We start from the raw sequence: 24,747 nt of genomic DNA on the forward strand, positions 1-24,747 counted from the left end.
CCGAACCCTCGGAGACAGGCGAGCAGGCCATGGCCGATTCCGACACCCCACGCCTCCCCGGACTTCTGCCGGACGCGATCCACCACGCCGTGAAACCCGGGACGGCCCTCCTGCGGCTGGAGACGACACGGGAGCGCGGGGGAATCCTGGACGGCGCGTGGTGGCCGCGCTCCCGTGACATCGGTGCCGAGCTTCCCGGCCTGATCACCGCCCTGACCGAGCATGTCGGCCCCATCACGCGCGTCGGCCTGGACGCGAGCGCCTGGGAAGAGCTCCCGACCCGGCTGATCATCGAGGACCGGGTCGTGCGCATCGATTCCTTCCCGGTCGGTGACGACACGGTCCTCATCACCCGGGGCGAGAACGACCACTTCGCCCTGCTGGTGGTCCCACCCGACGCCACGCCCGACGCTGCACGCGTCGCGATGGCCAGAGCCGTACGGGCCGACAACGTCACCCGGGCCGAACAGATCCTCATCGACACCGGCAGCACCCCGCGGACCTGAACGTCGAGGCGACGGCTCGGGTCAGCCGAGGAAGGACAGCCGGACCTGGCGGTCGGGGCCGCCCTGGTCGGTGGTCACCACAACGACGGCCTGCGAGGTCCCCAGCTCCAGCTCACCACCGATCACGGGCAGTGTGGCGTGCGGCGGCACCAGAGCCGGGAGCATGTGATCACGGCCGGGGCCCGAACCGCCGTGACGGTCCCGCCAACGGTCGTCCGCGGGAAGAACCTCGCGGAGGGCCGCCAACAGGTCGTTGTCGCTACCCGCGCCGGTCTCGATGACCGCCAGACCAGACGTCGCGTGCGGGGTGAAGACGTTCAGCAGCCCATCTCGCCCGTGAGCGACCTCCCGGAGGAACGCGGTGCACGCGTTCGTCAGGTCGTGCATGGTCTCGGCGGAGCCTGTTGTCACGTCGACAATGCGGGTGGTGAAGGTGCCGGTCATGGTTCACCAGTACCCGCTGTTCGGGAGCAGCGTTGACGGCTGGACGGGTTGTTCCGCGGGGACTCCGGCCGCCCGAACAGCCCCACTGCCCGACAAACCTCAAAAGCAGCCCGATCAGCCCTGTGCGTGACGTGGGACCGGAACGGGTTGCGCGGTGAGGCCAATCCCTCGCAGGTACACCGTGCCGCCAGCTGACGGCTCGTAGCTCTCCAGCTTCTGCGCCTGCCACGGCCCGGAGCGGGCCGCCACAGTTCTGGAGAAGGGTCCTGGGGCGGCCGTGCCCCCTACCGTTGGACGCCCGACGAGTGGTGGGCCGATCCCCGGCGGTCGCTCGATGTACTCGCCGGAGTCCCCGGCGGGCGGACGACGGTCCGCGACCGCTGGGCGGCGGCTGCCTCAGCCCAATGCCCGGAACTGCTGGCTGCTAGGAGGGATGATGTCCAGGCTCGGGGTTGACGCGGCCACCAGCAGGCACGCGGCAGCCGGGGAGAGGCCGGGCCGGATGAGCTCCACCAGCTCGGGGGGCATCAGATCGATCAGTTCGCCGCCGTGCAGCGGTGACGAGGCGAACGTGGTCAGCCCGGCGGCGCGGGCCTGGACGAGCGGGCCCCAGCCGCCGAGGGACTGGCGGATCGGGCGGTCCATGATCAGGCTGACCGTCCAGGACGGCAACGCCCCCTCCACCGCGTACATGGGAACCCTCTCCGCCGACGGGCAGTGCCTGACCTTCTCCGACGTCGACCTGGCCATCCCCACTGGTGGCGCGCACCCGGCCAGGTGTGTCTGCGTGAGCACCGGCGATGACACCCCCTGGGCCCCACCAGCGGGGAGTTCTCCGTCGGCGGCCAGACCTCGCCGTCCACGACCATCGAGGTCATCTGAAGAACGAGCGGCCTCGCGTCTCCTGGTGACCGGGGACGCGAGCCCGGTGAAGGACCGCAACAGGTGGCTGCGCGCCCACGTGCGGGAATGTCGTTCAGCTCGTCAGTGCGTACCCGAGTCCCTGGTAGACCCATCCGGCGTCGGTCCAGCGGCGGGCGTCGAGGGTGCCGCGTGCGTCCACCAGTCGGTACTGGGCTGGCTTGGCGATGAGGAGTTCGGGGTCGGCGTCGGCGTACTGCGGCCAGTGGGTCAGGTGCAGCAGAACGTCAGCGCCGTCCAGAACCCGCTCGAAGTCGTCGACGCATTCCAGCTCGGGGGCTTGGCGGCGGACTGTGGGCAGGGCCCTGGGGTCGTGGATGGCGACCGAGGCCCCAGCGGCGTGAAGGTCAGCGGCCACGGCGAGGGCGGGCGAGTCGCGGACGTCGTCGGTGCCGGGCTTGAAGGCGGCTCCCCACAGGGCGACCCGGCGACCGGCGAGGCTGCCGTCGCACGCCTGACGGGCGAGGGCGACGACACGGCGCCGGCGCCGGATGTTGATGGCGTCGATCTGGTGCAGGAAGCCGACTTCGGGCACCCCGAGTTGCCTGCCACGCGCGATGAGGGCCCGGATGTCCTTGGGGATGCAGGAGCCGCCGAACCCGAGGCCGGAGTCGAGCATCGCGCTGCCGATGCGGGGGTCGTGGGCGAGGGACTCGGCGAGGGTGTGGATGTCAGCGCCGGATGCCTCGCACAGGGCCGCCATCGCGTTGATGAAGGAGACCTTCGTGGCGAGGAAGGCGTTCGCAGCCGACTTGGCCAGTTCCGCAGTAGCCAGGTCCGCGACGACCAGGGGCACCCCGGCCTCGGTCCACGGTGCCCAGACCCTCCGAAGCGTCGCTTCTGCCTGCCCCGCGCACGTGGGGAGGCCGACGATAATCCGGGTGGGGCGGGCGGCGTCTTCGAGCGAGGTGGACTCGCGCAGGAAGTCCGGCGACCACGCCACCGTCACCTGGGCGCCGTCGGGGGCGTGGTCGGCGGCGAGCCGACCCATGCGGGCTGCGGTGCCGACGGGGACGGAGGACTTGCCGACGATCAGACAGCGGCCCGAGGCGCGGGAGGCGAGCGAGGTGATGGCGGACTCGATCGCCGAGAGGTCTGCGCCGAGCCCGCCGTCCTGCTGCGGGGTAGGCACGCACACGAAGTGCACGTCCGCGAACGCGGCGGCCTCCTCGTACGAGCCGGTGAACCTGAGCCGGCCCGAGGCGTGATGCTCGGCGACCGCTTCCCCGAGCCCTCGTTCGTCGAACGGCGCGAGGCCCTGGCTCAGGCGTCCGAGAACTGCGGGTGAGACTTCGACGCCGAGCACCTCGTGCCCGATGGCCGCGAGGGAGCAGGCGTAGGGGGCGCCGAGGCGCCCACAGCCGATCACAGTGACTTTCACGGGCTTGACCTCCGTCTTTGTGTGGCTGTGCTCGTTGGTGGTTGTGTGGCGGGCCACGACATCGCCGAGAGAAAGGCGCTTGCAGTGCGGATGACCGTCATTGGGTGCGGACACCTGGGAGCCACGCACGCCGCCGCTATGGCCGAGATCGGACACGACGTCATCGGGGTCGATATCGACCCGGACAAGATCGAGACCCTCAACTCGGGCCGGGCCTGGTTCCGTGAACCCGAACTCGATGACCTGCTCGCCCGGCACGTCGGCGGGCGACTGCGGTTCACCACCGACATCCGGGCTGCGGCCGAGCACGGTGAGGTGCACTTCATCGGTGTCGGGACGCCGGACCTTCCCGACGGCAGCGGCTACGACCTCTCGCAGGTCTTCGCCGCCGTCGAAGCCCTCGCCCCACACCTGACCGGCCGGTGCCTGATCGTCGGCAAATCCACCGTGTCGGTTGGCACCACGGCGGCCGTCCGGAAGCTGGTGCACCGTCTGGCTCCGGCCGGTGAGGCCGTCGAAGTCGCTTGGTCGCCGGAGTTCTTGCGCGAGAGCCACGCGGTCGCCGACACGCTCCGGCCGGACCGGATCGTGGCCGGTGTCTCCTCCCCCTGGGCGGAGAAAACCATCCGGGAGGCGTTCGCCCCGATCGTGGACGCCGGTTCCCCGCTGATCGTCACGGACCCGGAGACGTGCGAACTCGTCAAGGGGGCCGCCAACGCCTACCTCGCCACCCGCATCTCGTTCATCAACGCGATGGCGAACCTGTGCGAGGCCACCGGGGCGGATGCGGCCGTGGTCGCCCAGGCCATCGGCTACGACACCCGCATCGGACACCGGGCCATGAGCCCCGGTCTCGGATACGGGGGCGGCTGCCTGCCGAAGGACGTGCGGGCCTTCACCGCCCGTGCCGAAGAACTCGGCGTGGGCGACTCGTTCGCGTTCCTGCGGGGCGTGGACGCCATCAACCGCGACCGCCGGTCGCGCACCGTCGAACGGGTACGGGCGGTGGTCGGCGGGGAGCTGACGGGCAAGAGGGTCACCGTGTGGGGAGCGGCGTTCAAGCCGGGAACCGACGACATCCGCGACTCCCCGGCCCTCGATGTCGCCGACCGCTTGCACGATGCCGGAGCGGTCGTGACGGTCTTCGACCCGATGGCCAACGCCAACGCCCGTGCCGGACACCCCGACCTGGCGTATGCGGGGAGCGCCATCGAGGCCGCCCGGGACGCGGCCGCGGTGCTGCTGGCCACCGAGTGGCCACAGTTCGCCGACGCCGACCCCGAAGCCGTCGGCCAGGCCGTGGCCGACCGCGTCCTGATCGACGCGCGCAGCACCATCGACACCGACCGGTGGGCGATGGCCGGCTGGACCGTTCACCGCCTGGGCAAGGGCTGACCGGTGCCGGGTGTCCCGCGCCTCGTGGGCACGGGACACCCCTGCTTCAGCCACGGCGGCCGGTGATCAGCGCGGCTGTCGCCGTGTACTCGAACCGGCCAGACGGCTCGGCCGCGATCAGCACTTCGCGTAACGCGTCCTCGAAGGCGCACCGCTGGTCGCCGAGCACTACCGGGGAGGAGTAGGCGTAGGTCAGCTGGGCGCCGATCAGTTCCTCGGTGCTGTACGACACCAGGTGCTCGGCCCGTGTGACGGTGATCTGGTGGAAGGCCGAGCGCCTCAGCACGCTCTCGTGGTCTCCCTCGGGTACCCGGTAGGACTCACGTGGGCCGGCTGCCGGGGCGGTGCCGACGAACCGGGCTCGCACCTGGCCGATGAGCTCGTGCCACCACGGCCGTGGGGCACCGGCGGCGTGCGAGCACAGCAGGGCGACGAACCCGCCCGGTGCCGTCACCTCGTCCAGTTGCCGCAGGACCTGTTCGCGGTCCATCCAGTGGAAGGCATCGGCGGCCACCGCCCCGGAGACCCCACGTACTCCGGGGAGGCAGGCCACGTTCTCCGCGGTGGCCTGGCGCCAGTCGGTGCCGGACAGCCCGCGTTCCTTCTCCTCCGCGCGGGCGGCGTCCAGCATCTCCGGGCTCGGGTCGAGGGCGATGACGTCGACGCCGCGTACGGCCAGGTCCAAGGAGACGGGGCCGGGGCCGCACCCCAGGTCGAGCATCCGGGGGGCCGCCGTGTGCTCGTGGGCCATGGACGCGATCAGGTCCAGCAGGACCGGCGGGTGCGGGCGCCGGTAGCGGACGTACCAGGACGCCGTGGTGGAGAAGATCTCCGAGGGCTTTCGGTACGGGGTGGGGTGGTCGGTCGTTTCGGTCATGGGAAGTGCACCTTCGATGGTCGGTGGTGTGCTGAGCGGCAAGGGCGCCGACAGCGTGGCCGTCGGCGGGCCGCGGTGGTCACTCCTGCGTGAGGTCCGGGAGCGAGATCCCGGAAGGCAGATGCGGGGCCTTGCCGGCGTGCTCCTGGCAGGCCATCAGGCCCAGGCACGCGACGGTGGCGGCGATGCCGAGGCCGTAGACCCAGGCCGCGATGGTCCCGACGAGATCGACGGGCTTGCGGAGCCGTCGACGGGGGTGGTGCTGTGCGTGGTGGCTCACAGGCGCGAGTCCTTCCAGGCATGCGTGATCGGCCCGACACTGAACGTGCGGCCTAGGCCGTAAGGATGCTCGGCCTAGGCCACTCAATGCAAAACCAAGGAGTGGCCTAGTACACTCAACTGACCTAGGCCACACCACACTTGGGAGCCGCCGCCGTGAACAACGTTCCGGAATCCGCAAACCCGACCGAGGCCCAGCACCCCTACATGCGCCTCGCGGCCGAGTTCCGCCGCCGCATCCTCGACGGCGAACTCCCCGAGGGCACCAAGCTCCCCAACCACCGCACCCTCGCCGCCGAACACGGCGTCGCCGTCGCCACCCTGCAAAAGGCCCTCGGACAGCTCCAGGTCGAGGGCTACATCCGCACCAGCCAGCGCGGCACCTACATCGCCAACGCGCCGAAGGCCGGGTCCTCCGGCTACGACCGCATCACCCGCGTCCTGCGGACCGGCAGCGTCCTGGGCGACGGCGAAAGCGTCATCGTCACCGAAGCCCACCTCGTCGTCCCGCCCCTGTACGTCGCCGACATCTTCGACCTCGACGAAGGCGACCAGGTCGTACGCCGCCAGTGGCACACCGGCCGGGGCCAGCAGCGGCTCATGCTCGCGGTCACCTGGTACCCGGCCGAGTTCGCCGTCCTGGTGCCCGACCTGCTGTCCACCGCCGCGGGCAAGGCCCCGGGCCTGCTGCCGCGCATCATCGAAGCCACCGGCCGGCGCCCCGTCGAAGGCCGTGACGACATGCACGCCCGGGACGCCGAGCCCCGCGAGGCCGATTTCCTCGGTCTGAAGACCGGCACGCCGATACTCGCCGGAGCCCACCGCCTGTGGGACGACCAAGGGATCATCGAGTACGGCGAATGGTGCCTGCCGTACCGCCACGTCATCGGCTACGAGTACCGGTTCGACGCCGCCCCCGACCAGAGGTGAGCGATGGTCCGAGCGCCGGTGATGTGTTGAAGCCGATGCACGGATGAAGGCGCATACAGCGAGGCAGCAGCACGGACGGCATGTGGGTTCGCTCACACCACACGGGTGACGAAGTTGGCCCAGGCCGACGGGTGGCGGGCCGAAAACTGTCGCATATAGGAAAACTGTCAGACGGACCTTTATTTTGCCGTTTGGGAGGGCAGCCCACCGGTTCTGCGGCACTGATTCGGACCCAACAATGTCAGTGGTCCGTGCTATTCGCGCGCGTGCGCGCGCAGTCGCGACCGGTCGCGAAGCGATGCACTGGCTGGGGGGACGTGGGGGGACGCTGCTCTTCCATGTCTCCTCTCCCTTTCTTTCCCCACCTTTTTCAGAACAGAGAAGACAGGGGGATAGAGCGTCCCCGCGTACCCCTCCAACGGAGCCGAGCGGGCCAGAGCCTCCACATTCCCTGCTCCCCCGCCTTCTGGGGCGTCTCGTGCCAGCGGGTGACTGTCCCCTGAGCGTCCCCCTCTTGACCGTGATCGTCCCCCGGGTACACCTGCGCCCCGGGAGCCGTTCGCTTCCCGGGGCGGGGGTCGACCGCTACGCCGCCTACGTCTCAGCGGTGATCGTGTACTTCCTGCCGTTCTTGTTGCTCTTGGAGCGTGTGATGTAGATGCCGCGCTGTCGCAGCGACGGCGCCGCGGTGTTGAGGCACGCGCTCAGCGATGCTGCTGTGCGCGGGAAGGGTTCTCCTGGGCGCACACGCTCGGAGAGGAAACCGTGCAAGTCGGTCATGGTTCCAGACCAGCCTTCGCGCGGAAACGACGGTCCGAGGGCCCAGGTACACAGCGCGACGATGGCCGGATCGCCGTCGAGGACCGCGTCCACGAGGTCCCTTTGGGCTCCGTCGTACGTGCTGGTGCCCGACCAGCCGGTCACCCTGTCGAGTGCGTACAAGATCTCGTAGAAGTCGGCCATGCGGGGGCGGTGGGTGAGATCGGCAGCGGCCTGGGGCAGCTCGGCCCAGACGAGGGCGGCCAGGTCCAGCATCGCCCCGAGGATCTCGGGGTGCGCCCGCTCGTACCCGCCCCACAGGTCCGTGATGGTCCGCCGCTTGGTGATGGGCCTGAGTTCGAGCGGCATCATGCGCTCGGAGAGGTCCGATTTCAGTGCGCCCATGTCGATGCCGGTGAGCAGGATGGGGCGCTCGAAGGCCAGCACGCTGACGTCGTTGTCGCTGTAGAGCGCGCGGCTGACGTCCGCGCTGCCGGTGACCACCCGGCTCAGGAATTCGGAGAGCTTGAGCGGGATGCTCAAAAGGTTGTCGAACGGCAGGGTCCAGCCGGCCGTTGCCGTGACGCTGAGGTCCCTGTCGTTCGTCGGTGCCTGGCGCAGCGGGGTCCGGGGGCCGTCGAGCAGACCGATGAGCATGCGGCCGGAAGTGGTCTTGCCAGTGCCTTGCTCGCCCGTGAGGTAGGCGATCGGCCGGGGAATGCTCGGCCGCAGGGCGGCGAGCAGCCAAGCGACGGCCAGGGGCAGGGTCTTCTCGGTGAACGGCAGCAGTTCGGCGAAAGCCTCCATACCCGCTCGCCATCCGCCCGTAGGGCTTACTGGGAGAGGCAGTCGGCCCACGAGCTTGGTGCGTCGCCACACAGGACCGGTCGAGGGGTCGGGGTAGGTGAGGGTCCACTCGCCGGGGGCAATGCGGACCGACTGACCGTCGGCCCGGCCGAGGTCGAGCCAGGTCACGTTGGGATCGTCGGGGTCGGGCGCGACGCGCAGCCAGAGCTGGGATTCGGGTGCGTCACAGGCCAGCGCGTCGAGTGCGGCGATGGCGTCAGCCAGGGCGCTCTGCGACGGAGGGTGGTTGTAGGTGGTGAGGTAATCACGGATCAGGTGCTGGCGCAGGCTGCCGGAGGCGCTGTGGGCCTTGGCACGCAGCGGGACGGCGATGGCGGGACCGTTCTCCGGGACGGCGTAGGGTTCGCCGTCGCTTTCGTTGCGGAAGTAGCGGAATCCGTCCTGAACGCGGCCATCGCGCAGCAGCTCATCACCTTCAATCCGGCCGAGCATGTCGAACTGGAGTCCGGGAAGCGACCCAAGGCGCTGCTGTGGACCGAGGAGCGGGTGCAGCGGTGGCTTGAGACCGGCGAGAAGCCGAGCCCCGTCATGGTGTGGACGCCAATCCAGGTTGGCGCCTTCCTGGACGAAGCCGAGAAGGACCGGCTGTACGCCTTCTTCCACCTGGTCGCCCACCGCGGGCTGCGGCGCGGCGAGGGCGTGGGCCAGGACTGGGAGAACGTGGACCTGGACGGCGCCAGCCTGACGGTGGCCAAGGAACTCGTACAGGACGGCTGGACGCCCTACGAGTCCGATCCGAAGACGGACGGCAGCGCGGGCACGATCGCCCTCTCCAGCGGCGTTGTGGCCGTTCTGAGGGCCCATCGGGTACGGCAGAACAAAGAGCGTCTCAAGTGGGGCGCAGCGTGGGTCAACACGGGCAAGGTCTTCACCGAGGAGGACGGCTCCTGGCTGCATCCCGAGAAGGTGTCCGAGGCGTTCCGGCGCATCTCCAAGGCGGCCGGACTGCCACCGATCAACCTTCGTGATCTGCGCCACGTCGCCGCGACTCTGATCCATGGAGGTGGCGGAGACATCCACACCATCAAGGAGACCTTGCGGCAGTCCTCCATCAAGCTCACCTCGGATACGTACACGAGCCTGCTCCCCGAGGTCGATCGGGAGGTGGCCGAGGCTGCCGAGCGGCTGGTCCCCCGGGCACGCCCGGCAACGGCTGGAGACACCGCCGCTCACGCATCGCTCACGCAGAAGGCGGAAAATACGCCTTCGCCCCGGCTGGAGAAACCCAGCCGGGGCGAAAAGATGCAGGTCACAGGTGGTGCTGTGACCTCATCGGGCGGTAGGCCGTGTGGGACTCGAACCCACAACCAATGGATTAAAAGTCCACTGCTCTGCCAATTGAGCTAACGGCCCGCCCCCGCAGCATAGCCCGCGACGGCCGGTCAGCTCCGGTCGGCCGCCGCCATGCGGTGGACCTCCGCCAGCGGGGTCAGCGCGGCCACCACACGCTCCGGCTCACCCACGAAGTCGATCAGGCAGGCGATCTCGTCCACGCCCGCCGCACGTACCCGGCGGACCACCTCGGCGCAGTGCGCCACCGAGCCGATCAGCGAACGGCCGTCCAGGTAGCGGTTGACGCCCAGCTCGGCCAGCCGGGCCCGGGCGTGTTCGGCGGACATGAAGTCGCTGCCCTGCTTGCTGCCGCTCATCAGGCCGCCGGAGCTGACCGCCTTGGCCTCCAGGTCGATGGCGGTGAGCAGATAGCGCTTGAGCCAGGGGGTGGCGTAGGAGCGGGCCTCCTCGTCGGTGTCGGCGACGAAGGTGTGCATCATCAGCGTGACCTTGCCGGGGCCGGACCAGCCGGCCAGCTTGCGGGCCTCGCGATAGACGGCGATCTTGGCGGCCAGCGCCTCGGGGTCCTGGTTCTCCAGGTGGGTGAGGAGGTTGGTGCCCAGCTCACCGGCCTGGCGGAAGGTCTCCTCGCTGCGCGAGGCGGTGATCCAGATGTCCAGCTCGGGCTGCACCGGGCGGGGAAAGACATCCAACTCCACTTCGGTGCCCTTGGAGTTGGTGTCCCGCCACTTGCCGTTGGCCCACACCTCGCGGATCAGGTGAATGTCCTTCACCATGCGCTCGCGGCGGGTCTCGAACTCGTCCTTGGCCAGTACGAAGTCATTGACGTTCCAGCCGGAGCCCACCGAGATCCCCACCCGGCCGCCGGAGATGCCGTCGACCATGGCGAAGTCCTCCACCACCCGGGCGGTGGGGTGCAGCGGAGTGATCACGCTGCCGGCGCGGACCTGGACATGCTCGGTCACCGCGGCGATGGCGGCGCAGGAGACGGCCGGGTTGGGGAACGCCCCGCCGAACCGGTGGAAGTGCCGCTCCGGCGTGGAGACAAAGGAGAAACCCAGCCGGTCGGCTTCGCGCGCACTGTCCAGCATCAGCCGGTAGGTGGCGGCCGACTGGTCGCCCACCGCCGCGAAGAAGAAGAGTCCGAAATCGATGTCGTCCTGGTTTTCCCGCATGCGGTCAGGGTGATCCAGGGCATTCGAGGCGGCCTGGAGGGGCGGCCTAGCGGGCGGCCGGCCCGGCCGGTCCGGCCCGGGCACGACATTTATACCGTCGAAGCCCGCATATATGTCCCTTGTCCCGGCCCCACCGCCCCGGACAACATGGCTACTGCCGACAGGGCGACGAACGAATGGGAGTACGGACATGATGTGGGCCGGCTTGGGAATCGGTGCCATCCTCTTCTGCATCGGCTACTACCGGAATGTGATCCGCAAGAAGAACCAGTAAGCGGATAACGGGCCTTGAGGGATCCTCTAACCGGCGTGGTGACCATGACCGGACGTGGATCGACCGAACGGGAAGGCCCCCGAAGTGACAGCGGACTTGGAAGCCATCGCGGAAGCCGTGGCCATTGGCCGGCTCAGCAACGCCTACGCCCAGTCCAGGCTCCTTCACAGTGCTGTGGAGCTGGGCGTCTTCGATCTCCTCGCCAAGGGACCGGCGAGTGAGGCGCAGATCAGGGAAGTGCTCGGATTGCACCCCCGTCTCTCCGAGCACTTCCTTGACTCGCTGGTCGCGCTTGACCTGCTGAGCAAGGCGGACGACGGCACCTACGCCAACTCCCCCGCGGCCCAGCGTCTGTTGGTGCCCGGTGCGGATGGCTATATGGGCGACCTCTGCCGGGTCGCCTCCCAGCGGCACTACCCCATGTGGGGCAAGCTCACCGAGGCGCTCAAGGACGGTGAGCCCAAGGCCGGCCGCACGCTGGGGCCCGACCCGTTCAAGAAGCTGTACGAGAACCCGGAGATGGCCAAGAAGTTCCTGGCCCACATGGACTCGGCCCACGCCATGGTCGGCCCCCAGCTCGCCGGGCTGCTGGACTGGAGCCAGTACACCTCCTTCGTGGACGTCGGCGGCGCCCGCGGCAACCTGGCCGCGCAGATCGTGCGCGAGCACGCGCACCTGACCGGCGGTGTCTTCGAACTGCCCGCGGTTGAGCCGGTGTTCGACGAGCACATGGAGAACCTGGGCACCAAGGACCGGGTGCGCTTCCACGGCGGTGACTTCTTCGCCGACCCGATGCCCGAGACCGATGTGCTGATCTTCGGGCATGTGCTGCACGACTGGCCGGCGGACCAGGCCCAGGAGCTGGTGGAGCGGGCGTTCCCGGTGATCCGTCCCGGTGGCGCGCTGGTGATCTACGACCAGATGCTGGACCCGGCCAAGCCGGACCTGCACTCCCTGCTGGGCAGCCTGAATGTGGCACTGACCACGGGCGGCACCGAGTACACGGTCGACGAGTACCGCACCTGGGTGGAGAAGGCGGGCTTCAGGGTGGCCGGCTTCCACAACATCGTCACCATCGGCAATGACGTGGTGCTGGTCGCGGTCAAGGACCGCTGACCCGGCCGGTCCGGCCGCGGTCGCCAACTCTCCCTCCCCAGCTATCTATCGAGTCTGCGAGACCCTATGCGCGTTCTTGTGACGGCTATCCCCCACCCCTCGCACATCACGCATGTGATCCCGCTCGCCTGGGCGATGCGTGCCGCCGGGCACGAGGTGATCGTCGCGGGCCAGCCGGACCTGGCTTCGACCGTGGAGTCCGCCGGGCTGGGCTTTGCGCGGGTGGGCGAGGCGTACCACACCGACGACCTGGTGCTGCGCCAACTGAAGGGGGACAAGCGACTGGTGGAGCTGGCCGGCCTGCCCACCCCGCAGTCGTTGATGATGTCCGCCCGGATGTGGCAGATCCACGCCCGCTATCTGCTCTCCCGCTACCTGGAGTTCGCCCAGTGGTGGAAGCCGGACCTGGTGATCTCCGATCGGATGGAGTTCGCCGGCCCGATGGTGGCCGCGGCGCTGGGCGTTCCCTCGGTGCACCACCGGCTGGGCCCGGACACCTGCACCGACCGGGCCCATGCCTCGGCGCCGGAGTACTTCGAGGCGGCCTGCCGCCGGATGGGCCTGGACGGTTATGCCGGCCCCACGGTGGTCGTCGACCCGTGTCCGCCGGAGCTGCAGATGCCCGGGGTGGTCTCGGACCACCTGGTGCGGCATGTGCCGTTCAACGGCAGTGGCAAGGCGCCCGATTGGGCCCGCCGCCGCAACCGTCCGCGCCGGGTGTGCGTCAGCCTGGGCAACCGGACGCTGCTGTTCAACGGTGTGCCGCTGCAGAAGCATGTGATCGAGGCCTTCCAGGGGATGGACGACGTGGAGGTGATAGTCACCGCCGCAGCCGAGTTCCACGAGGCGATCGGCGAACTGCCGGAGAACGTCCGGCTGGTGGACACCACTCCGCTCAACCTGTTCCTGGACAGCTGCGACCTGCTGGTCAGCCATGGCGGCCCGGGCACCGCACTGACCGCCTGCGGTCTGGGCGTGCCCCAGCTGGTGCTGCCGCAGTGGATCGGCCACCCCGAGATGGGTACCCGGCTGGCCGCCTATGGCGCCGGTCTGACCATCGAGGACGCGGCGGAGCAGGACGACCCGGCGGTGGTGCGCGAGGCGGTGCGCACCCTGCTGGAGGAGGAACGCTTCCACAAGGCGGCCCGGGACCTGGCGGACTCCATGGCGGCCCAGCAGTCGCCGGCCGAGCTGGTCCCGGTGCTTGAGCAACTCACCCGATAACGGAGCCCGCACGTGCGCGTACTGATGATGAGCAGTCCGACGGCCTCGCATTTCGCGGCGATGTCGGCGCTCGGCCAGGCACTGCGGTCGGCCGGGCACGAGGTGCTGGGTCTGGGCCGTCCGGACATGGCGGCCGGTCCGCTGGCCGCCGGTCTGGGCGTGGTGACCCGCGGCCGGGAGATCGACATCAACGCCCGGATCAGCGCCTATCTGCCGGAGGGCATCCGGCCGGCCCAGGCCTTCGGCCGCGCCATGTTCGGCCGGATCGAGACCGGTTGGGACGCCTGGATCATCGACGACCGGGAAGTACTGCCGGAGTACCTGGAGTTCGCCCGTGAGTGGCGGCCGGACCTGGTGGTCTCGGAGGAGGTCGACTTCGCCGGGGCGGTGGTGGCCGGGGCGCTGGGCGTGCCACTGGTCCGGCACCGGTGGGGGGTGGACCCGCTCAGCGGTCCGCTGACCCGGCTGGCCGCCAAGCTGCTGGGGCCGATGTGCCGGGAGCTGGGCCTGCCGGGCCTGCCGGAGCCGGATCTGATCCTGGACCCCTGCCCGCCCGGGCTCCAGCTGCCCGAGGCGGCGCCGGGCCGGCCGATGCGCTACGTACCGTTCAACGGTGCCGGTGTGCTTCCCTCATGGGCGCGGCGCACCGGGGGGCGGCGGCGGGTCTGCGTCAGCCTGGGCAACCAGACGCTGCGGCTCAACGGCGCCGGGCTGTTCCGGCAGGTGATCGCCGCCTGTGGCCGGCTGCCGGAGACGGAGGTGCTGGTCACCATTGGGCAGCGGGACCGGAAGCTGGTCGGTGAGGCGCCGGCCAACGTCCGGTATGTGGACCCCACTCCGCTGACCCTCTTCCTGGCCGACTGCGACCTGCTGGTCCACCACGGCGGTGCGGGCACCTCGATGACCGCCACCGCCCTGGGGGTTCCCCAGCTGGTGCTGCCGCAGATCGGCGACCAATTCCACCACGCGGAACGGTTGGCGGCGGTCGGGACGGCGCTGGCGCTGGACGACCCCCGGGACCAGGACGATCCGGACCAGGTGCGGCAGGCCGTGCTGGAGCTGCTCGGCGACGACCGGTACCCCAAGGCCGCGAGCGTCCTCAGGGACGCGGCCGCCGGGATGCCGTCCCCCGTCGCGCTGGTACCCGAACTCGTAGAACTCGCCGCACACAGCTGAGGGGAACCAAGTTGGAGATCATCGGACGGGGTTTCCTCGCCGGGCACCTGCGGCCGCTGGCCGACGTCCACCCGGACGTCGTACTGCTGGCCGCGGGGGTGTCGGCGGCCGGGGACACCTCACAGGCCGACTTCACCCGCGAGGTGGACCTGGTCTACCAGGCCGTACAGCGCTGTGAGCAGAGCGGTGAGCGGCTGGTCTTCTTCTCCACCGCCGCCACCGGCATGTACTCCCTGCCGCAGAGCGGTGCCGGCCGGGAGGACGGGCCGGTCAGACCGTCCACCCCCTATGGGCGGCACAAGCTCGCGCTGGAGGCGGCCATCGCCAGCTCCCGCGCCGACTACCTGATCCTGCGCCTGGCGCATGTGGTCGGCCCGTTGCAGCCGCCCCACCAACTGCTGCCCTCGCTGGTGCGGCAGGTGGCCGGCGGGAGCGTACGGATCCACCGCGGCGCCCAGCGGGACGTCATCGATGTGGTGGACGTGGTGCAGATCGTCGACGGGCTGCTGGGCAGCGGCATCACCCGCGAGGTGGTGAACGTCGCCTCCGGCAGCGCGGTGCCGGTGGAGGACATCGTCGGCCGCATCGAGTCCTGCCTGGGCGTACGGGCCGAACACCACTTCACCGACGGCTCCGGCGCCCAGCCGGTCTCCACCGAGAAGCTGGCCCGACTGGTGCCCTCGGTCGGCCGGATGGGCTTCGGTCCCGACTACTACCGAGACGTGCTCGACCAATATGTGCCGGCCTACGCACCGGCTCAGCTTCAGCACTGACCTCCCCGGCATTTCACGGAAAGACAGAAAGGCAGCACCCCGGCCATGACCCAGAACGCGACCGGCCTGACCGTATCGATCGCCCGCTTCACCATCCGGCCCGACCTCGGCGGTGACAACGAGGAGTTCGAGGAGGTCTTCCCCGACCATGTGAAGGTCTTCAACGAGGCCGAGGGCGCCCTGCGGCTGAGCTTCGCCGCCGCCACCGCGCAGGACGGCCAGTACCTGATCACCTCCTGGTGGCAGGACGAGGACGCGCGGCGCAACCTGATGGGCGACCCGGCCCTGTTCCGCAACGTGGGCATCCGCTACTTCTCCATAGCCCGCCACGAGAAGGTCAACGGCAGCACCGTGGACGGCGGCTTCGCCGAGGCGGCCGCCGGCGTCCTGGGCCTGACCCGGTTCGCCGTCGAGGGCGACGCCGAGGCGGCGCTGACGGAGACCACCGCCGCGGTGGCCGCGCTGCGCTCCACCGACGGCCTGCTGGCCGACCAGCTGGTGCGGGTGCGCGCCGAGGACGAGGACGACCAGGACGCCCTCTACCTGCTGACCTGGTGGCGGGACGCCGAGTCCTTCCGCGCCGCGGCCGGTGCGCCGGCGCTGGCCGGGGCCGAGGAGTTCACCGTGGTCCGCGAGGAGGCCACGGCCTGACCCGGCCGCGGCGAACGGCGAACGGCTGAAGGGCCCGGCGGATGCCGGGCCCTTCAGCCGTTTGTGGGGGGTCAGTTGGCGGGAGCGGCGTTACGCGCCACATGCACCGCGCGCTCGGCGCGGACCTCACCGAGCTTGGCCACCGCGGCGTACTGCTCGCCGGCCGTGGCCTTGGCGTAGGCGTCCTCCGAGGGCCACCAGGTGGTGGCGGTGAAGGCGCCCGGACGCATCAGCGCACGGCTGAGGTCGAGCCGCGTGAAGCCGCCGGCCGCCTCGGCGTACGCCCGGTAGGCGGCCTCGAACTCCGCGGCCTCGGCCTCGGTGGTCCAGTGCTCGACCACGATCACCTCACCCTCGGTGTGGCCCTCGTTGACGGTGACGGCGTTCATCGAGGGGTCGGCGACGACCTCCACCAGCTGGTGGAACTCCTTGGCGTGCGCCTGGAAGGTCTCGCTGGCCAGGACGGCCTGGAAGACGCCCGGCTCACGCCACCAGCCGAGGTTGACATAGACCTCGGGGCGCTCGGCCAGCCGGACCGCCTGGTGGCCGATGAAGCCCTCCTGGGCGCGCATCCACTCGACGTGCTCCAGGAAGCGGCCCTCGAACTCGGCCGCCTGCTCGGGGTTCTTGAGGGTGAAGGTGTTGATGACGGTGAACATGTCCTGCCTTCCGGTGAGTTGTTCGGCGGGCTCGGCGGTCAGCTGTGGCGCTGCTCGGCGTAGCGCTGGGCGTGGCCCAGCGTGGCGCGGGAGTTGGTGCTCAGCGCGCTGTGCACAAACTCGCGGGCCTCGGTGACCCCGGCCTCCGGGCCGAGAATCTTGGTGATGTTGGCGGTGTTGAGGGTGACGGTGTGCTGCGAGGTGGCCAGCACCCCGTCGCCGTCCTCCACAAACCGCCAGTAGCCGGTGTGCAGCACCATCAGCGCGGGCAGGGTGATCTGCTTGTAGACGATCTTCTCGTGCGGGAAGCAGACCCGGATCGACTTGGTGGTGTGCTGGGAACCGTCCTTGGCGACGGTGTCCATCTCCAGCGTCTGCAGGCCCGGGGTGTCCTCGGTCAGCTCCACCCGGCCCACATGCGGCAGCCGCTCGGTCCACAGCTGGGCCTCGTTGATGAAGTCATAGACATCCTTGGCCGAACCGGCGATGCGGATGGTGTCCTCGAAGGAGAAGGTCAACTCCTCGGCGCCGGTGGCGCGCTCGATGTTCTCCTTGAGGGAGGCCAGTTCGGAGCGGCTGTTGCGGTCCACGGCCTGATCGATCCAGGCCAGCTTCTCCGGATCGTCGTCGATGGCCCGGTAGTCATGCAGCAGCCGGATCCGCGACTCGGCGTCCGACAGCGGCTCGATGATCCAGGTGCCGCCCATCGACGCCACCGGCGGAGCCGACACCTCCTGCCGGAAAGTGATCCGCAGCCCCTGAGGGTCCAGCGTTCGCCGCGAAGTCCAGTTCTTGGCCGACCCATTGGCCGTCGCCCAGATCCGGATGCGCTCCTGGCCCTCCCCCAGCGGCTCCTGCTCCACATACACACTCGGCGGGAAGATCAGCGGCCAGTTCTCCACCTCGGCGATCAGGCGGTACACCTCGGCGGCCGGCGCCGCCACCGTGATCTCGTGCTCAACCTCACGAATAGTCATGTCTCTTGAGTCCCTTAGAAGTTGCCCAGACCGCCGCAGACATTGAGCGCCTGGGAGGTAATGGAAGCGGCGGTGTCCGAGGCCAGGTAACCGACCAGACCGGCCACCTCCTCGGGCGTGGAGTAACGGCCCAGCGGGATCTTCGCCTGGAACTTCTCCAGAATCGCGTCCTCGGACGTCTCATACGCGGCCGCGTAACCGGCCCGCACCCGCTGCGCCATCGGCGTCTCCACATAACCCGGGCACACCGCGTTCACCGTGATCCCGGTCGGCGCCAGCTCATTGCCCAGCGCCTTGGTGAAACCGACCACCCCATGCTTGGACGCCGAGTACGGAGCACCCAGCACCACACCCTGCTTACCCGCCGTGGACGCGATATTGATGATCCGGCCCCAGCCGCGCTCGCGGATGCCGCCCTCGCGCAGCACGGCGCGGGTCAGCCGGAAGACGCTGGTGAGGTTGGTGGCGATGACGTCGTCCCACAGCTCGTCGGCGATGTCGGCGGTGACGCCACCACCACTGCGGCCCGCGTTGTTGACCAGCACATCGATCCGGCCGTGCCGCTCCACGACGGTGCGGACCAGGTCCAGCACGCCCTGCGCGTCGGTCACATCGGCGACCGCGCCATCGGCCTCCAGGCCCTCCGCGCGCAGCTCCTTGACCCGGAGCTCCACGGACTCGGCGTTCCGTGCGCAGATGAAGACCTTCATCCCGGCCCGGCCGAGCGCCCGGGCCGAGGCCAGGCCGATGCCGCTGGTGCCGCCGGTGATCAGGGCGACCTTCTGCTGGGTGGCGGTGTCAGTCATGCTCGGTGTGCTCCCCTCGGAAACTTCTCTCCGGGCCGAGCATGTCCGGGCGTTGTCGGGGCCGCTTTGAAGTCGGTTCGAGGGGGCCTTGATCCGGGGCGGGACCGGCCGGTGCTTCCACCCGCGCTCGACAGCGGTGCGAACGGACCACCGCACCATCGGTTGCGAAAGGCGAGTTCAGAGCCGAGAGAGGACCCGATCGTGACCGCAGTCGACGCTGCCACGCTCTACTACCAGGTGCAGCAGTTCTACGCCCAGCAGATGCAGCTCCTCGACGACGGCAAGGTCGCGGAGTGGGCCGCCACCTTCACCGAGGACGGCGTGTTCGCCGCCAACGCCCACCCGGAGCCGGTCACCGGCCGGACCGCCATCGAGGCGGCGGCCCGCAAGGCCACCGAGGAGTACGCGGCCAAGCAGATCCAGCGGCGCCACTGGCTGGGCATGGTCTCGGTGGAGTCCGGCGACCAGGACGCGGTCGTTGCCCGCTGCTACGCGCTGGTGATCGAGACCCCGCGGGGCGGCCAGGCCGCGATCCGGGTCAGCACCGTGTGTGCGGACAAACTGGTCCGCGACGGTGACAACTGGCTGGTCCAGGACCGCCAGGTCACCCGCGACGACCTCGCCTGATCCCGGCCTCCCCAGACCGACTGCCCCCGTCCAGCGCCCCCGCGGGACGGGGGCAGTCGTATGTGCCGGGTACGCCCCCCTTGGGCACGCCCCCGGACGCGCCCCGAAGGGGCGCCCTCAGGGGTGCGGGTGCTGCGCGACCAGCCACGCAGCACCCGCACCCGAAAGACAACTCAGCCGGCCGAGACGGTCACCTGGCCCAGCCGAAGGACACGGCACCCTTCAACGCGTCAGCGGAAACCGCCTCGCCGCGCGCGGCGACATAACCGTCCGGCCGGATCAGCAGCCAACCCTGCGCACCCACGCCCAGAGCCCGCCGCAGCCCCGCATCCGGGTCGGGCAGATCGTCGCCGGCCACCCGCACCGACACCCACGCCACAGACGCCCGCACCGCGTCAGCCGCGTCGGAGCCCCCACCCGCGGACGGGAAGACCAGCAGCGTCCAGCGAGGATCCCGCAGCGCCGAGACCAACTCCGCGCAGCCGGGCGAGTGTTCGACCTCGGCGGCGCCGAACCGGGCGGCCCGGTCGCCGGGCCGGGGCAGCTGCCCGTCCGGGGCACCGGCCGCCGGGACGGTCAGCGGGCTGTCGGGATAGGACAGCTTCAGACCCGACATCGCCGCCATGATCTTGCGCTCGATGCGGCTCTTCAGCGGCGGCACATTGCGCACCACCCCGAACGCCACCGGCAGCATGATCTCCTGGAGCGCGCCCTTCAGCGCGACCAGCGCGGTGGCGGTCCGGGTGGCGCCCAGCAGCACCTTGCCCACCGGCACCCGCTCCGCGCTGTAGCTGTCCAGCAGCGACTCGGCGGCCTGGCCGTGCACCACCATGGCCAGCTTCCAGGCCAGGTTGAAGGCGTCCTGGACACCGGTGTTCATGCCCTGGCCGGAGGCCGGGCTGTGGACATGCGCGGCGTCGCCGGCGACAAAGCAGCGGCCCACCCGCATCCGTTCGATCATCCGCTGCTGGATGGTGAACACCGAGACCCAGCTGGGCTCATAAACCTTCGCCCGGACCCCGAAGCCCTTGCTGAGCTTGCGGGAGAACCGCTTGGCCACCTCTGCGGGGTCCCCGCCGTAGTTGACGTCCACCGTGTCCAGCAGCCGCCACTTGCCGGTCTCCGGGAAGGGGACGGCCATGATGGTGCCGCCCTCGACATGCAGCCAGTGGATGGAGTCGTCGGGGACGTCCATGTCCACCTCGGCGTCGGCGATCAGCCAGGTCTCGGTGGAGTCGCCGATCAGCCTGAGGCCCAGGGTCTTGCGCACATGGCTGTGGCCGCCGTCGCAGCCCACCAGCCAGGGCGCCGTCACCGTCTCCTCGGTGCCGCCCGAGTGGTGCAGGGTGGCGGTGACCTGCTCGCCCTCCTGGCTGAACTCCCCGAGCTTTACGCCCCATTCGACCTTGACGCCCAGCTCGGCCAGGGCCTCCCGGAGGACCCCCTCCGTGACCGCCTGCTCCATCAGCGTGGTCTGCGGGTAACGGGTGGGCAGGGCACTGTAGTCGGCGTTCATCCGGGCCAGCCGGGTGCCGCTCTTGTGCATGCTGAACGCCTGCATCTTCCGGCCCCGGGCCAGCAGTTGGGGGGCCACGCCCATCTGGTCGTAGACCTCCATGGACCGGGCGTGGGTGGCGACGGCCCGGCTCGTCACCGCGGGGCCGTCCGCGGCGTCCACCACCCGGACCCGGACCCCCCGGCGGGTGAGCTCATGGGCCATGGTCAGTCCGACCGGTCCGGCGCCCGCTATCAGTACCTGCGCGGGGCCGCTCGTTCCGTCGCTCATACCGTGTTCCGGTCCTCTCCGCACTCGTCTCCCGACCCCATCAGGGTCCGCAGCGGCATTGGAGGCGGAATCCAGGGCGGTTCGACGCCCCGCGGGCCGGGGTCGAACGGGCTTCGAGCGGCGCCCTGCGGGCACTGGCCAGGCTGGGACGGCACACCCCTCACCATCGCGGATGGAGCCTGACCCATGGTGTTCGCCAATGACAACCGCCCGCTCGACGCCCTGCTGGGCGACGCCGCCCGTTCGGCGCCGGACCGCCCCGCGATCGTCACCGCGGACCGCACCGTCACCTTCGCCGAGCTGGACGCCACGGCCACCGCCGTGGCCGCCGGGCTGGCCGCCGGCACCGAGCCCGGGGACGTGGTGGCCCTGGTCTCCACGCTGGACCCGGAGTTCGCGGCCGCGTACTACGGCATCGCCCGCGCCCGCTGTGTGATCGCCATCGTCAACCCACTGCTGCGCGGCCCCGCGCTGCGGCATGTGCTCACCCTCTCCGGGGCCAAGGTGCTGATCTCCTCGCCGGAGATCGCCGAGCGCCTGGACCAGGAGGGGACCCCGGACCACGTCCGGCGGCGGATCGTGCTGGGCACCGAGGCGTTCCAGGAGCTGCTGGGCGAGGGGCCGCAGGCCGCCGGACGGTCCGCGTACCAGCCGGACGACGTGGCCTGCATCCAGTTCACCAGCGGAACCACCGGACCGGCCAAGGCCGTTCAGCTCACCCACCGCAACCTGGTGGTCAACGCGGCGCAGATCGCCGAGGCGCACGGCCTGGACGGCGACAGCCGGATGCTCAACCATCTGCCCAACTTCCACCCGATGCACCTCAACGCGGGCGTCGCGGCCGCCGCCGGACAGGTGCTGTGCGCGGCACCGGACTCGGCGGCAGCCCTCGCCATGGCCAATGAGCAGGGCGCCAGCCACTACTACAGCCTGCCGGTGCGGCTGATCCGGCTGGCCGAGGACCCCCGGCTGCCCGGCCTGAAGCTGACCACGGTGCGGGGCATCATGTCCGGCGGCACCGGCCTGCCGACGGCCGCCGCGGCCGCGCTCTCGGCGCACTTCGGGATTCCGGTGGCCCAGGGGTACGGGCTGGCCGAGACCTCCCCGCTGACCCACTCGGACACCCTGTCCGGGCCGGTGCACGGCTCGGTGGGCAAGGTGGTGGGCGGCGGCACCGAGTGCCGGATCGTCGGGGTGGACAGCCGGGAGCCGCTGGCCGCCGGCGAGAAGGGCGAAGTGCTGGTGCGCGGGCCCCAGTTGATGAAGGGCTATCTGGGTCTGCCCTCGCCGCTGGACGAGGAGGGCTGGTTCGCCACCGGTGACCTGGGCTACCAGGACGAGGAGGGCCGGCTGTTCCTGGTGGACCGGCTCAAGGATGTCTTCAAGCACGACAACTGGCTGGTGTCGCCGGCTGAGATCGAGCGGGTGCTGGCGCGGCATGCCGCGGTCCGGGAGGGGGTTGTCTACGACTTCCCGCACGCGGAGAGCGGTTCGGTGGCGCATGCCCTGGTGGTACGGGCGGAGGGCGCGGATGCCTCCGCCGAGGAGATCCGCTCTTTTGTGAACTCGCAGGTGCCGTACTACGAGCACATCGAGCGGCTGGTTTTCGTGGATGCCGTTCCGCGCTCCCACAACGGCAAGATCTCCCGGCGTGAGCTGCGGGAGGCGGAGCTGCGGGGCTGAGCGGGTGTGCCGGGTGCGGGCCGTTATGGGCTGGTCGCGCCCACGCGGCGGAGCCGCATGGGAGAGCCGCCCCGCGCCCCTGGTGGGGCGCGGGGAACCCGGCGACGGAATCTACTCCTCCAGCATGGCCACCGCGCGGGCCCAGCCCGCCCCGGCGCCGACCACCTTGATCGGGAAGCAGGAGACCGTGAAGCCGAAGGGCGGCAGCGCGTCCAGGTTGGCCAGCCGCTCGATCTGGCAGAACTCCCGCTCGCGGCCCGCGAAGTGGGCCGGCCACAGCACGCTGCGGTCCCCGCTCTCCTGGTAGCGCCGGATCATGTCGGTGAACGGCGCGTCCAGGCTGAAGGCGTCCGTGCCGATGACCCGGACCCCCATGTCCATCAGCAGGTTGACGGCCGAGCCGTCCAGCCCCACGAAGTTGGTGAAGTACTCGGGCTTGCCGACCAGTTCGGAGGCGCCGGTCTTCAGCAGCACGATGTCCAGCGGGCTGGGCTCGTACCCGATGTCCGCCAGCCGCTTGGCGATGAAGTCCGCGTCCACCGCGCCCGGTTCACAGCCGGTGAGGTCCAGCACCACTGCGGGGTTGTGGAACCACTCCAGCGGCATCTCGTCGATGTTCCGGGGCCGGGCCCCGCCCGGCCCGCGCGAGCCATAGTGCGAGGGGGCGTCGATATGGGTGCCGGTGTGGGTGGTCAGGCTGAGGGTGTCGATGGACAGCAGCTCGCCGTCCGGCAGCACCGAGGCATCGAACTCGATACCGAAGTGCGCGCGCATCTCCTCGCTCATATGCGTGGCCCCCTCGGCGGGGGACATCACCGTGTGGGAGATCGGCTCGGGCTCCCAGCCGGAGGCGTCCACCGGGGACGAGATGTCTATCAAGCGCATGGCTGGTTCTCCTTCGGACGAAGGTCAGGCAGGGTCAGGCGACGAACAGTTCGTTGCGCACCCGCACCGGCGTGGGGCCGTGTGCGATCCGGCGAGTGATCTTCATGCCGATCGGGGTCTTGGTGATGACCTTGCCGATCAGCGGCCGCAGCACCGACGCCGGGCCGCCGTCCCGCGCCAGCATGCCCTTGGCCTGCATCACCTGCATCCGCATCACGGCGTCGATGGTGGGGCGCCGGGCCTCCTCGTAGCGCCCCAGCAGGGCCGCGTCGGCCCGGCCCTCGCGCAGCGAGTCCAGCAGCACCGGGTGCAGCAGCGCGGCGTCCTGCAGCGCCAGGTTGATGCCCTGGGCGCCCAGCGGGCTGTGGGTGTGGGCGGCGTCGCCGATCAGCACCAGCCCGTCGCGCACCCAGCGCTCCGCGGTGCCCGCGAAGACATCCAGCAGGGTCAGGTCGTGCAGGCTGGTGACGCCGGAGCGGATCAGGTCCGCGAAGGGCGGGACGGCGCGGGCGATCTCGGCCCGGACATGCTCGATGCCCTGGGCGGCGATCTCCCGGTAGCCCTTGTGCGGCAGGGTCCAGCCGAGCTGGAGGCTGTCCGGCCAGGACCGGTAGACGATCACCGGGCTGCCCTCGTAGCGGAAGATCTGGACGTCCGGCGCGCCTTGCAGGGGCGGGGCGGGCAGCTTGAACCACAGGACGTCGAAGTCGAAGACGTCATTGCGGATGTTCTCGATGCCGGCCAGCCGGCGGACCTTGGAGTAGCGGCCGTCGGCGCCGATCACACAGTGGGCGTGCACGGTGTACTCGCCGTCCGGGCCCTTGGCCCGTACGCCGCGTACCGCGCCGTCCTCCTCCAGCAGGTCGGTGGCCTTGCCGCCGGCCAGCAGGGTGAAGCCCTCGTACTCCCGGCAGCGCTCCAGCAGTTCGGCCAGCAGGTGCCGCTGGGGGATGCTCAGCAGGTGGTCATAGGGGGCGGGGAGCTTGCGGTAGTCGATGTCCAGCTGGGTGCGCCGGCCCTCCACCAGCTTGAACCGGTCGTGCTCGATGGCTCCGCGCGCCTTGGCGCCCTCCAGCGCCCCCAGCCCGTCCAGGATCATCATTCCGCCGGGCTGGAGGATCTCGCCGCGGTACTCCCGGTCCAGGGACATGGACCGCTCGGCCAGCACCACCCGGACACCCGAGCGCAGCAGCATCAGGGCCAGGGCCAGGCCGGCGGGGCCGCCGCCGACCACACAGAAATCCGTCTTGATCTCGTCGCTCATCGAAGTCTCCTCCCGCCGC

The 24,747-nt window shown here is 70.2% G+C and carries 22 protein-coding genes, 1 tRNA gene and 1 pseudogene; 11 read left to right on the top strand and 13 right to left on the bottom strand.

The window, feature by feature from the left end; genetic code table 11:
* Positions 1–29: 29 nt before the first annotated feature.
* Positions 30–506 carry a DUF5994 family protein gene (locus tag ACIHFE_RS32000; RefSeq protein WP_004947874.1) on the top strand — a complete coding sequence of 159 codons (477 nt, stop codon included), beginning with the start codon at positions 30–32 and terminating at the stop codon, positions 504–506.
* Positions 507–527: 21 nt separating this feature from the next.
* Here the strand turns inward: ACIHFE_RS32000 and ACIHFE_RS32005 are convergent, their stop codons facing one another.
* The 3 genes from ACIHFE_RS32005 to ACIHFE_RS32015 all read right to left on the bottom strand — a co-directional run bounded on the left by ACIHFE_RS32005 (position 528) and on the right by ACIHFE_RS32015 (position 3,408).
* Positions 528–950, bottom strand: a complete 423-nt coding sequence (locus ACIHFE_RS32005) for a YjbQ family protein (RefSeq protein WP_400112221.1) — start codon at positions 948–950, stop codon at positions 528–530.
* Positions 951–1,346: 396 nt separating this feature from the next.
* Positions 1,347–1,643, bottom strand: a complete 297-nt coding sequence (locus ACIHFE_RS32010) for a hypothetical protein (RefSeq protein ID WP_190108330.1) — start codon at positions 1,641–1,643, stop codon at positions 1,347–1,349.
* 283 nt (positions 1,644–1,926) lie between these two features.
* A complete protein-coding gene (locus ACIHFE_RS32015) occupies positions 1,927–3,408 on the bottom strand; it encodes a UDP-glucose dehydrogenase family protein (RefSeq protein WP_400112223.1) in 1,482 nt (493 codons plus the stop codon).
* Here ACIHFE_RS32015 and ACIHFE_RS32020 point away from each other — a divergent pair.
* Positions 3,337–4,647: a UDP-glucose dehydrogenase family protein gene (locus ACIHFE_RS32020; protein ID WP_400112225.1), complete on the top strand. Its 1,311-nt coding sequence runs from the start codon at positions 3,337–3,339 to the stop codon at positions 4,645–4,647. The two genes, ACIHFE_RS32015 and ACIHFE_RS32020, sit on opposite strands and share 72 nt — an antisense overlap.
* Positions 4,648–4,693: 46 nt before the next feature.
* Here ACIHFE_RS32020 and ACIHFE_RS32025 read toward each other — a convergent pair whose 3' ends face one another.
* A complete protein-coding gene (locus ACIHFE_RS32025) occupies positions 4,694–5,524 on the bottom strand; it encodes a class I SAM-dependent methyltransferase (RefSeq protein ID WP_400112227.1) in 831 nt (276 codons plus the stop codon).
* 79 nt (positions 5,525–5,603) lie between these two features.
* Positions 5,604–5,804: a hypothetical protein gene (locus tag ACIHFE_RS32030; protein ID WP_361528436.1), complete on the bottom strand. Its 201-nt coding sequence runs from the start codon at positions 5,802–5,804 to the stop codon at positions 5,604–5,606.
* A gap of 206 nt (positions 5,805–6,010) precedes the next feature.
* Here ACIHFE_RS32030 and ACIHFE_RS32035 point away from each other — a divergent pair, with 206 nt between their 5' ends.
* Entirely contained in the window at positions 6,011–6,733 is a 723-nt protein-coding gene (locus ACIHFE_RS32035) for a GntR family transcriptional regulator (protein WP_351512411.1), read from the top strand.
* 2,154 nt (positions 6,734–8,887) lie between these two features.
* Positions 8,888–9,382, top strand: a pseudogene (gene xerC, locus ACIHFE_RS32040) (tyrosine recombinase XerC); the annotation flags it as partial.
* Between the two features lie 257 nt (positions 9,383–9,639).
* Here the strand turns inward: xerC and ACIHFE_RS32045 are convergent.
* Positions 9,640–9,712: transfer RNA gene (locus ACIHFE_RS32045), tRNA-Lys, on the bottom strand.
* A 29-nt stretch (positions 9,713–9,741) separates the two neighbouring features.
* Positions 9,742–10,827, bottom strand: a complete 1,086-nt coding sequence (locus ACIHFE_RS32050; protein WP_400112229.1) for a MupA/Atu3671 family FMN-dependent luciferase-like monooxygenase — start codon at positions 10,825–10,827, stop codon at positions 9,742–9,744.
* Between the two features lie 358 nt (positions 10,828–11,185).
* On the opposite strand from ACIHFE_RS32050, the gene ACIHFE_RS32055 reads away from it, so the two are divergent.
* The 5 genes from ACIHFE_RS32055 (at position 11,186) to ACIHFE_RS32075 (ending at position 16,041) form a co-directional block, all read left to right on the top strand.
* Complete coding sequence (locus ACIHFE_RS32055) at positions 11,186–12,217, top strand: methyltransferase (protein WP_400112231.1); 1,032 nt, start codon at positions 11,186–11,188, stop codon at positions 12,215–12,217.
* A 78-nt stretch (positions 12,218–12,295) separates the two neighbouring features.
* The gene (locus ACIHFE_RS32060) at positions 12,296–13,441 is read left to right on the top strand and encodes a nucleotide disphospho-sugar-binding domain-containing protein (protein WP_400112233.1); all 1,146 of its coding nucleotides are present in this window, start codon (positions 12,296–12,298) and stop codon (positions 13,439–13,441) included.
* Between the two features lie 12 nt (positions 13,442–13,453).
* Complete coding sequence (locus ACIHFE_RS32065) at positions 13,454–14,617, top strand: nucleotide disphospho-sugar-binding domain-containing protein (protein ID WP_400112235.1); 1,164 nt, start codon at positions 13,454–13,456, stop codon at positions 14,615–14,617.
* A gap of 11 nt (positions 14,618–14,628) precedes the next feature.
* Positions 14,629–15,390: an NAD-dependent epimerase/dehydratase family protein gene (locus tag ACIHFE_RS32070; RefSeq protein WP_400112237.1), complete on the top strand. Its 762-nt coding sequence runs from the start codon at positions 14,629–14,631 to the stop codon at positions 15,388–15,390.
* 45 nt (positions 15,391–15,435) lie between these two features.
* Positions 15,436–16,041 carry an antibiotic biosynthesis monooxygenase family protein gene (locus ACIHFE_RS32075; RefSeq protein WP_400112239.1) on the top strand — a complete coding sequence of 202 codons (606 nt, stop codon included), beginning with the start codon at positions 15,436–15,438 and terminating at the stop codon, positions 16,039–16,041.
* A 71-nt stretch (positions 16,042–16,112) separates the two neighbouring features.
* On the opposite strand, the gene ACIHFE_RS32080 is transcribed toward ACIHFE_RS32075, so the two are convergent.
* From ACIHFE_RS32080 to fabG, 3 genes are read right to left on the bottom strand one after another with little or no spacing between them, the layout of a single operon-like run.
* Positions 16,113–16,700 carry an antibiotic biosynthesis monooxygenase family protein gene (locus ACIHFE_RS32080; RefSeq protein WP_400112240.1) on the bottom strand — a complete coding sequence of 196 codons (588 nt, stop codon included), beginning with the start codon at positions 16,698–16,700 and terminating at the stop codon, positions 16,113–16,115.
* A gap of 38 nt (positions 16,701–16,738) precedes the next feature.
* Positions 16,739–17,677 (bottom strand): aromatase/cyclase, encoded by a 939-nt coding sequence (locus tag ACIHFE_RS32085; RefSeq protein ID WP_400112242.1) that lies wholly within the window; start codon positions 17,675–17,677, stop codon positions 16,739–16,741.
* Between the two features lie 14 nt (positions 17,678–17,691).
* Positions 17,692–18,483: a 3-oxoacyl-ACP reductase FabG gene (gene fabG / locus ACIHFE_RS32090; RefSeq protein ID WP_400112243.1), complete on the bottom strand. Its 792-nt coding sequence runs from the start codon at positions 18,481–18,483 to the stop codon at positions 17,692–17,694.
* Between the two features lie 201 nt (positions 18,484–18,684).
* On the opposite strand from fabG, the gene ACIHFE_RS32095 reads away from it, so the two are divergent.
* Positions 18,685–19,110 (top strand): nuclear transport factor 2 family protein, encoded by a 426-nt coding sequence (locus tag ACIHFE_RS32095; protein ID WP_400112245.1) that lies wholly within the window; start codon positions 18,685–18,687, stop codon positions 19,108–19,110.
* 190 nt (positions 19,111–19,300) lie between these two features.
* On the opposite strand, the gene ACIHFE_RS32100 is transcribed toward ACIHFE_RS32095, so the two are convergent.
* A complete protein-coding gene (locus ACIHFE_RS32100) occupies positions 19,301–20,896 on the bottom strand; it encodes an FAD-dependent monooxygenase (protein ID WP_400112247.1) in 1,596 nt (531 codons plus the stop codon).
* A gap of 186 nt (positions 20,897–21,082) precedes the next feature.
* Here ACIHFE_RS32100 and ACIHFE_RS32105 point away from each other — a divergent pair, with 186 nt between their 5' ends.
* A complete protein-coding gene (locus ACIHFE_RS32105; protein ID WP_400112249.1) occupies positions 21,083–22,579 on the top strand; it encodes a class I adenylate-forming enzyme family protein in 1,497 nt (498 codons plus the stop codon).
* 111 nt (positions 22,580–22,690) lie between these two features.
* Here ACIHFE_RS32105 and ACIHFE_RS32110 read toward each other — a convergent pair whose 3' ends face one another.
* Positions 22,691–23,464 carry a cyclase family protein gene (locus ACIHFE_RS32110; RefSeq protein ID WP_400112251.1) on the bottom strand — a complete coding sequence of 258 codons (774 nt, stop codon included), beginning with the start codon at positions 23,462–23,464 and terminating at the stop codon, positions 22,691–22,693.
* Positions 23,465–23,498: 34 nt separating this feature from the next.
* On the bottom strand, positions 23,499–24,728 hold the full coding sequence (locus ACIHFE_RS32115) for an FAD-dependent monooxygenase (protein WP_400112252.1): 1,230 nt from the start codon (positions 24,726–24,728) through the stop codon (positions 23,499–23,501).
* Positions 24,729–24,747 lie beyond the last annotated feature (19 nt).

The organism is Streptomyces sp. NPDC052396 (assembly GCF_044593195.1).
GTDB lineage: Bacteria > Actinomycetota > Actinomycetes > Streptomycetales > Streptomycetaceae > Streptomyces.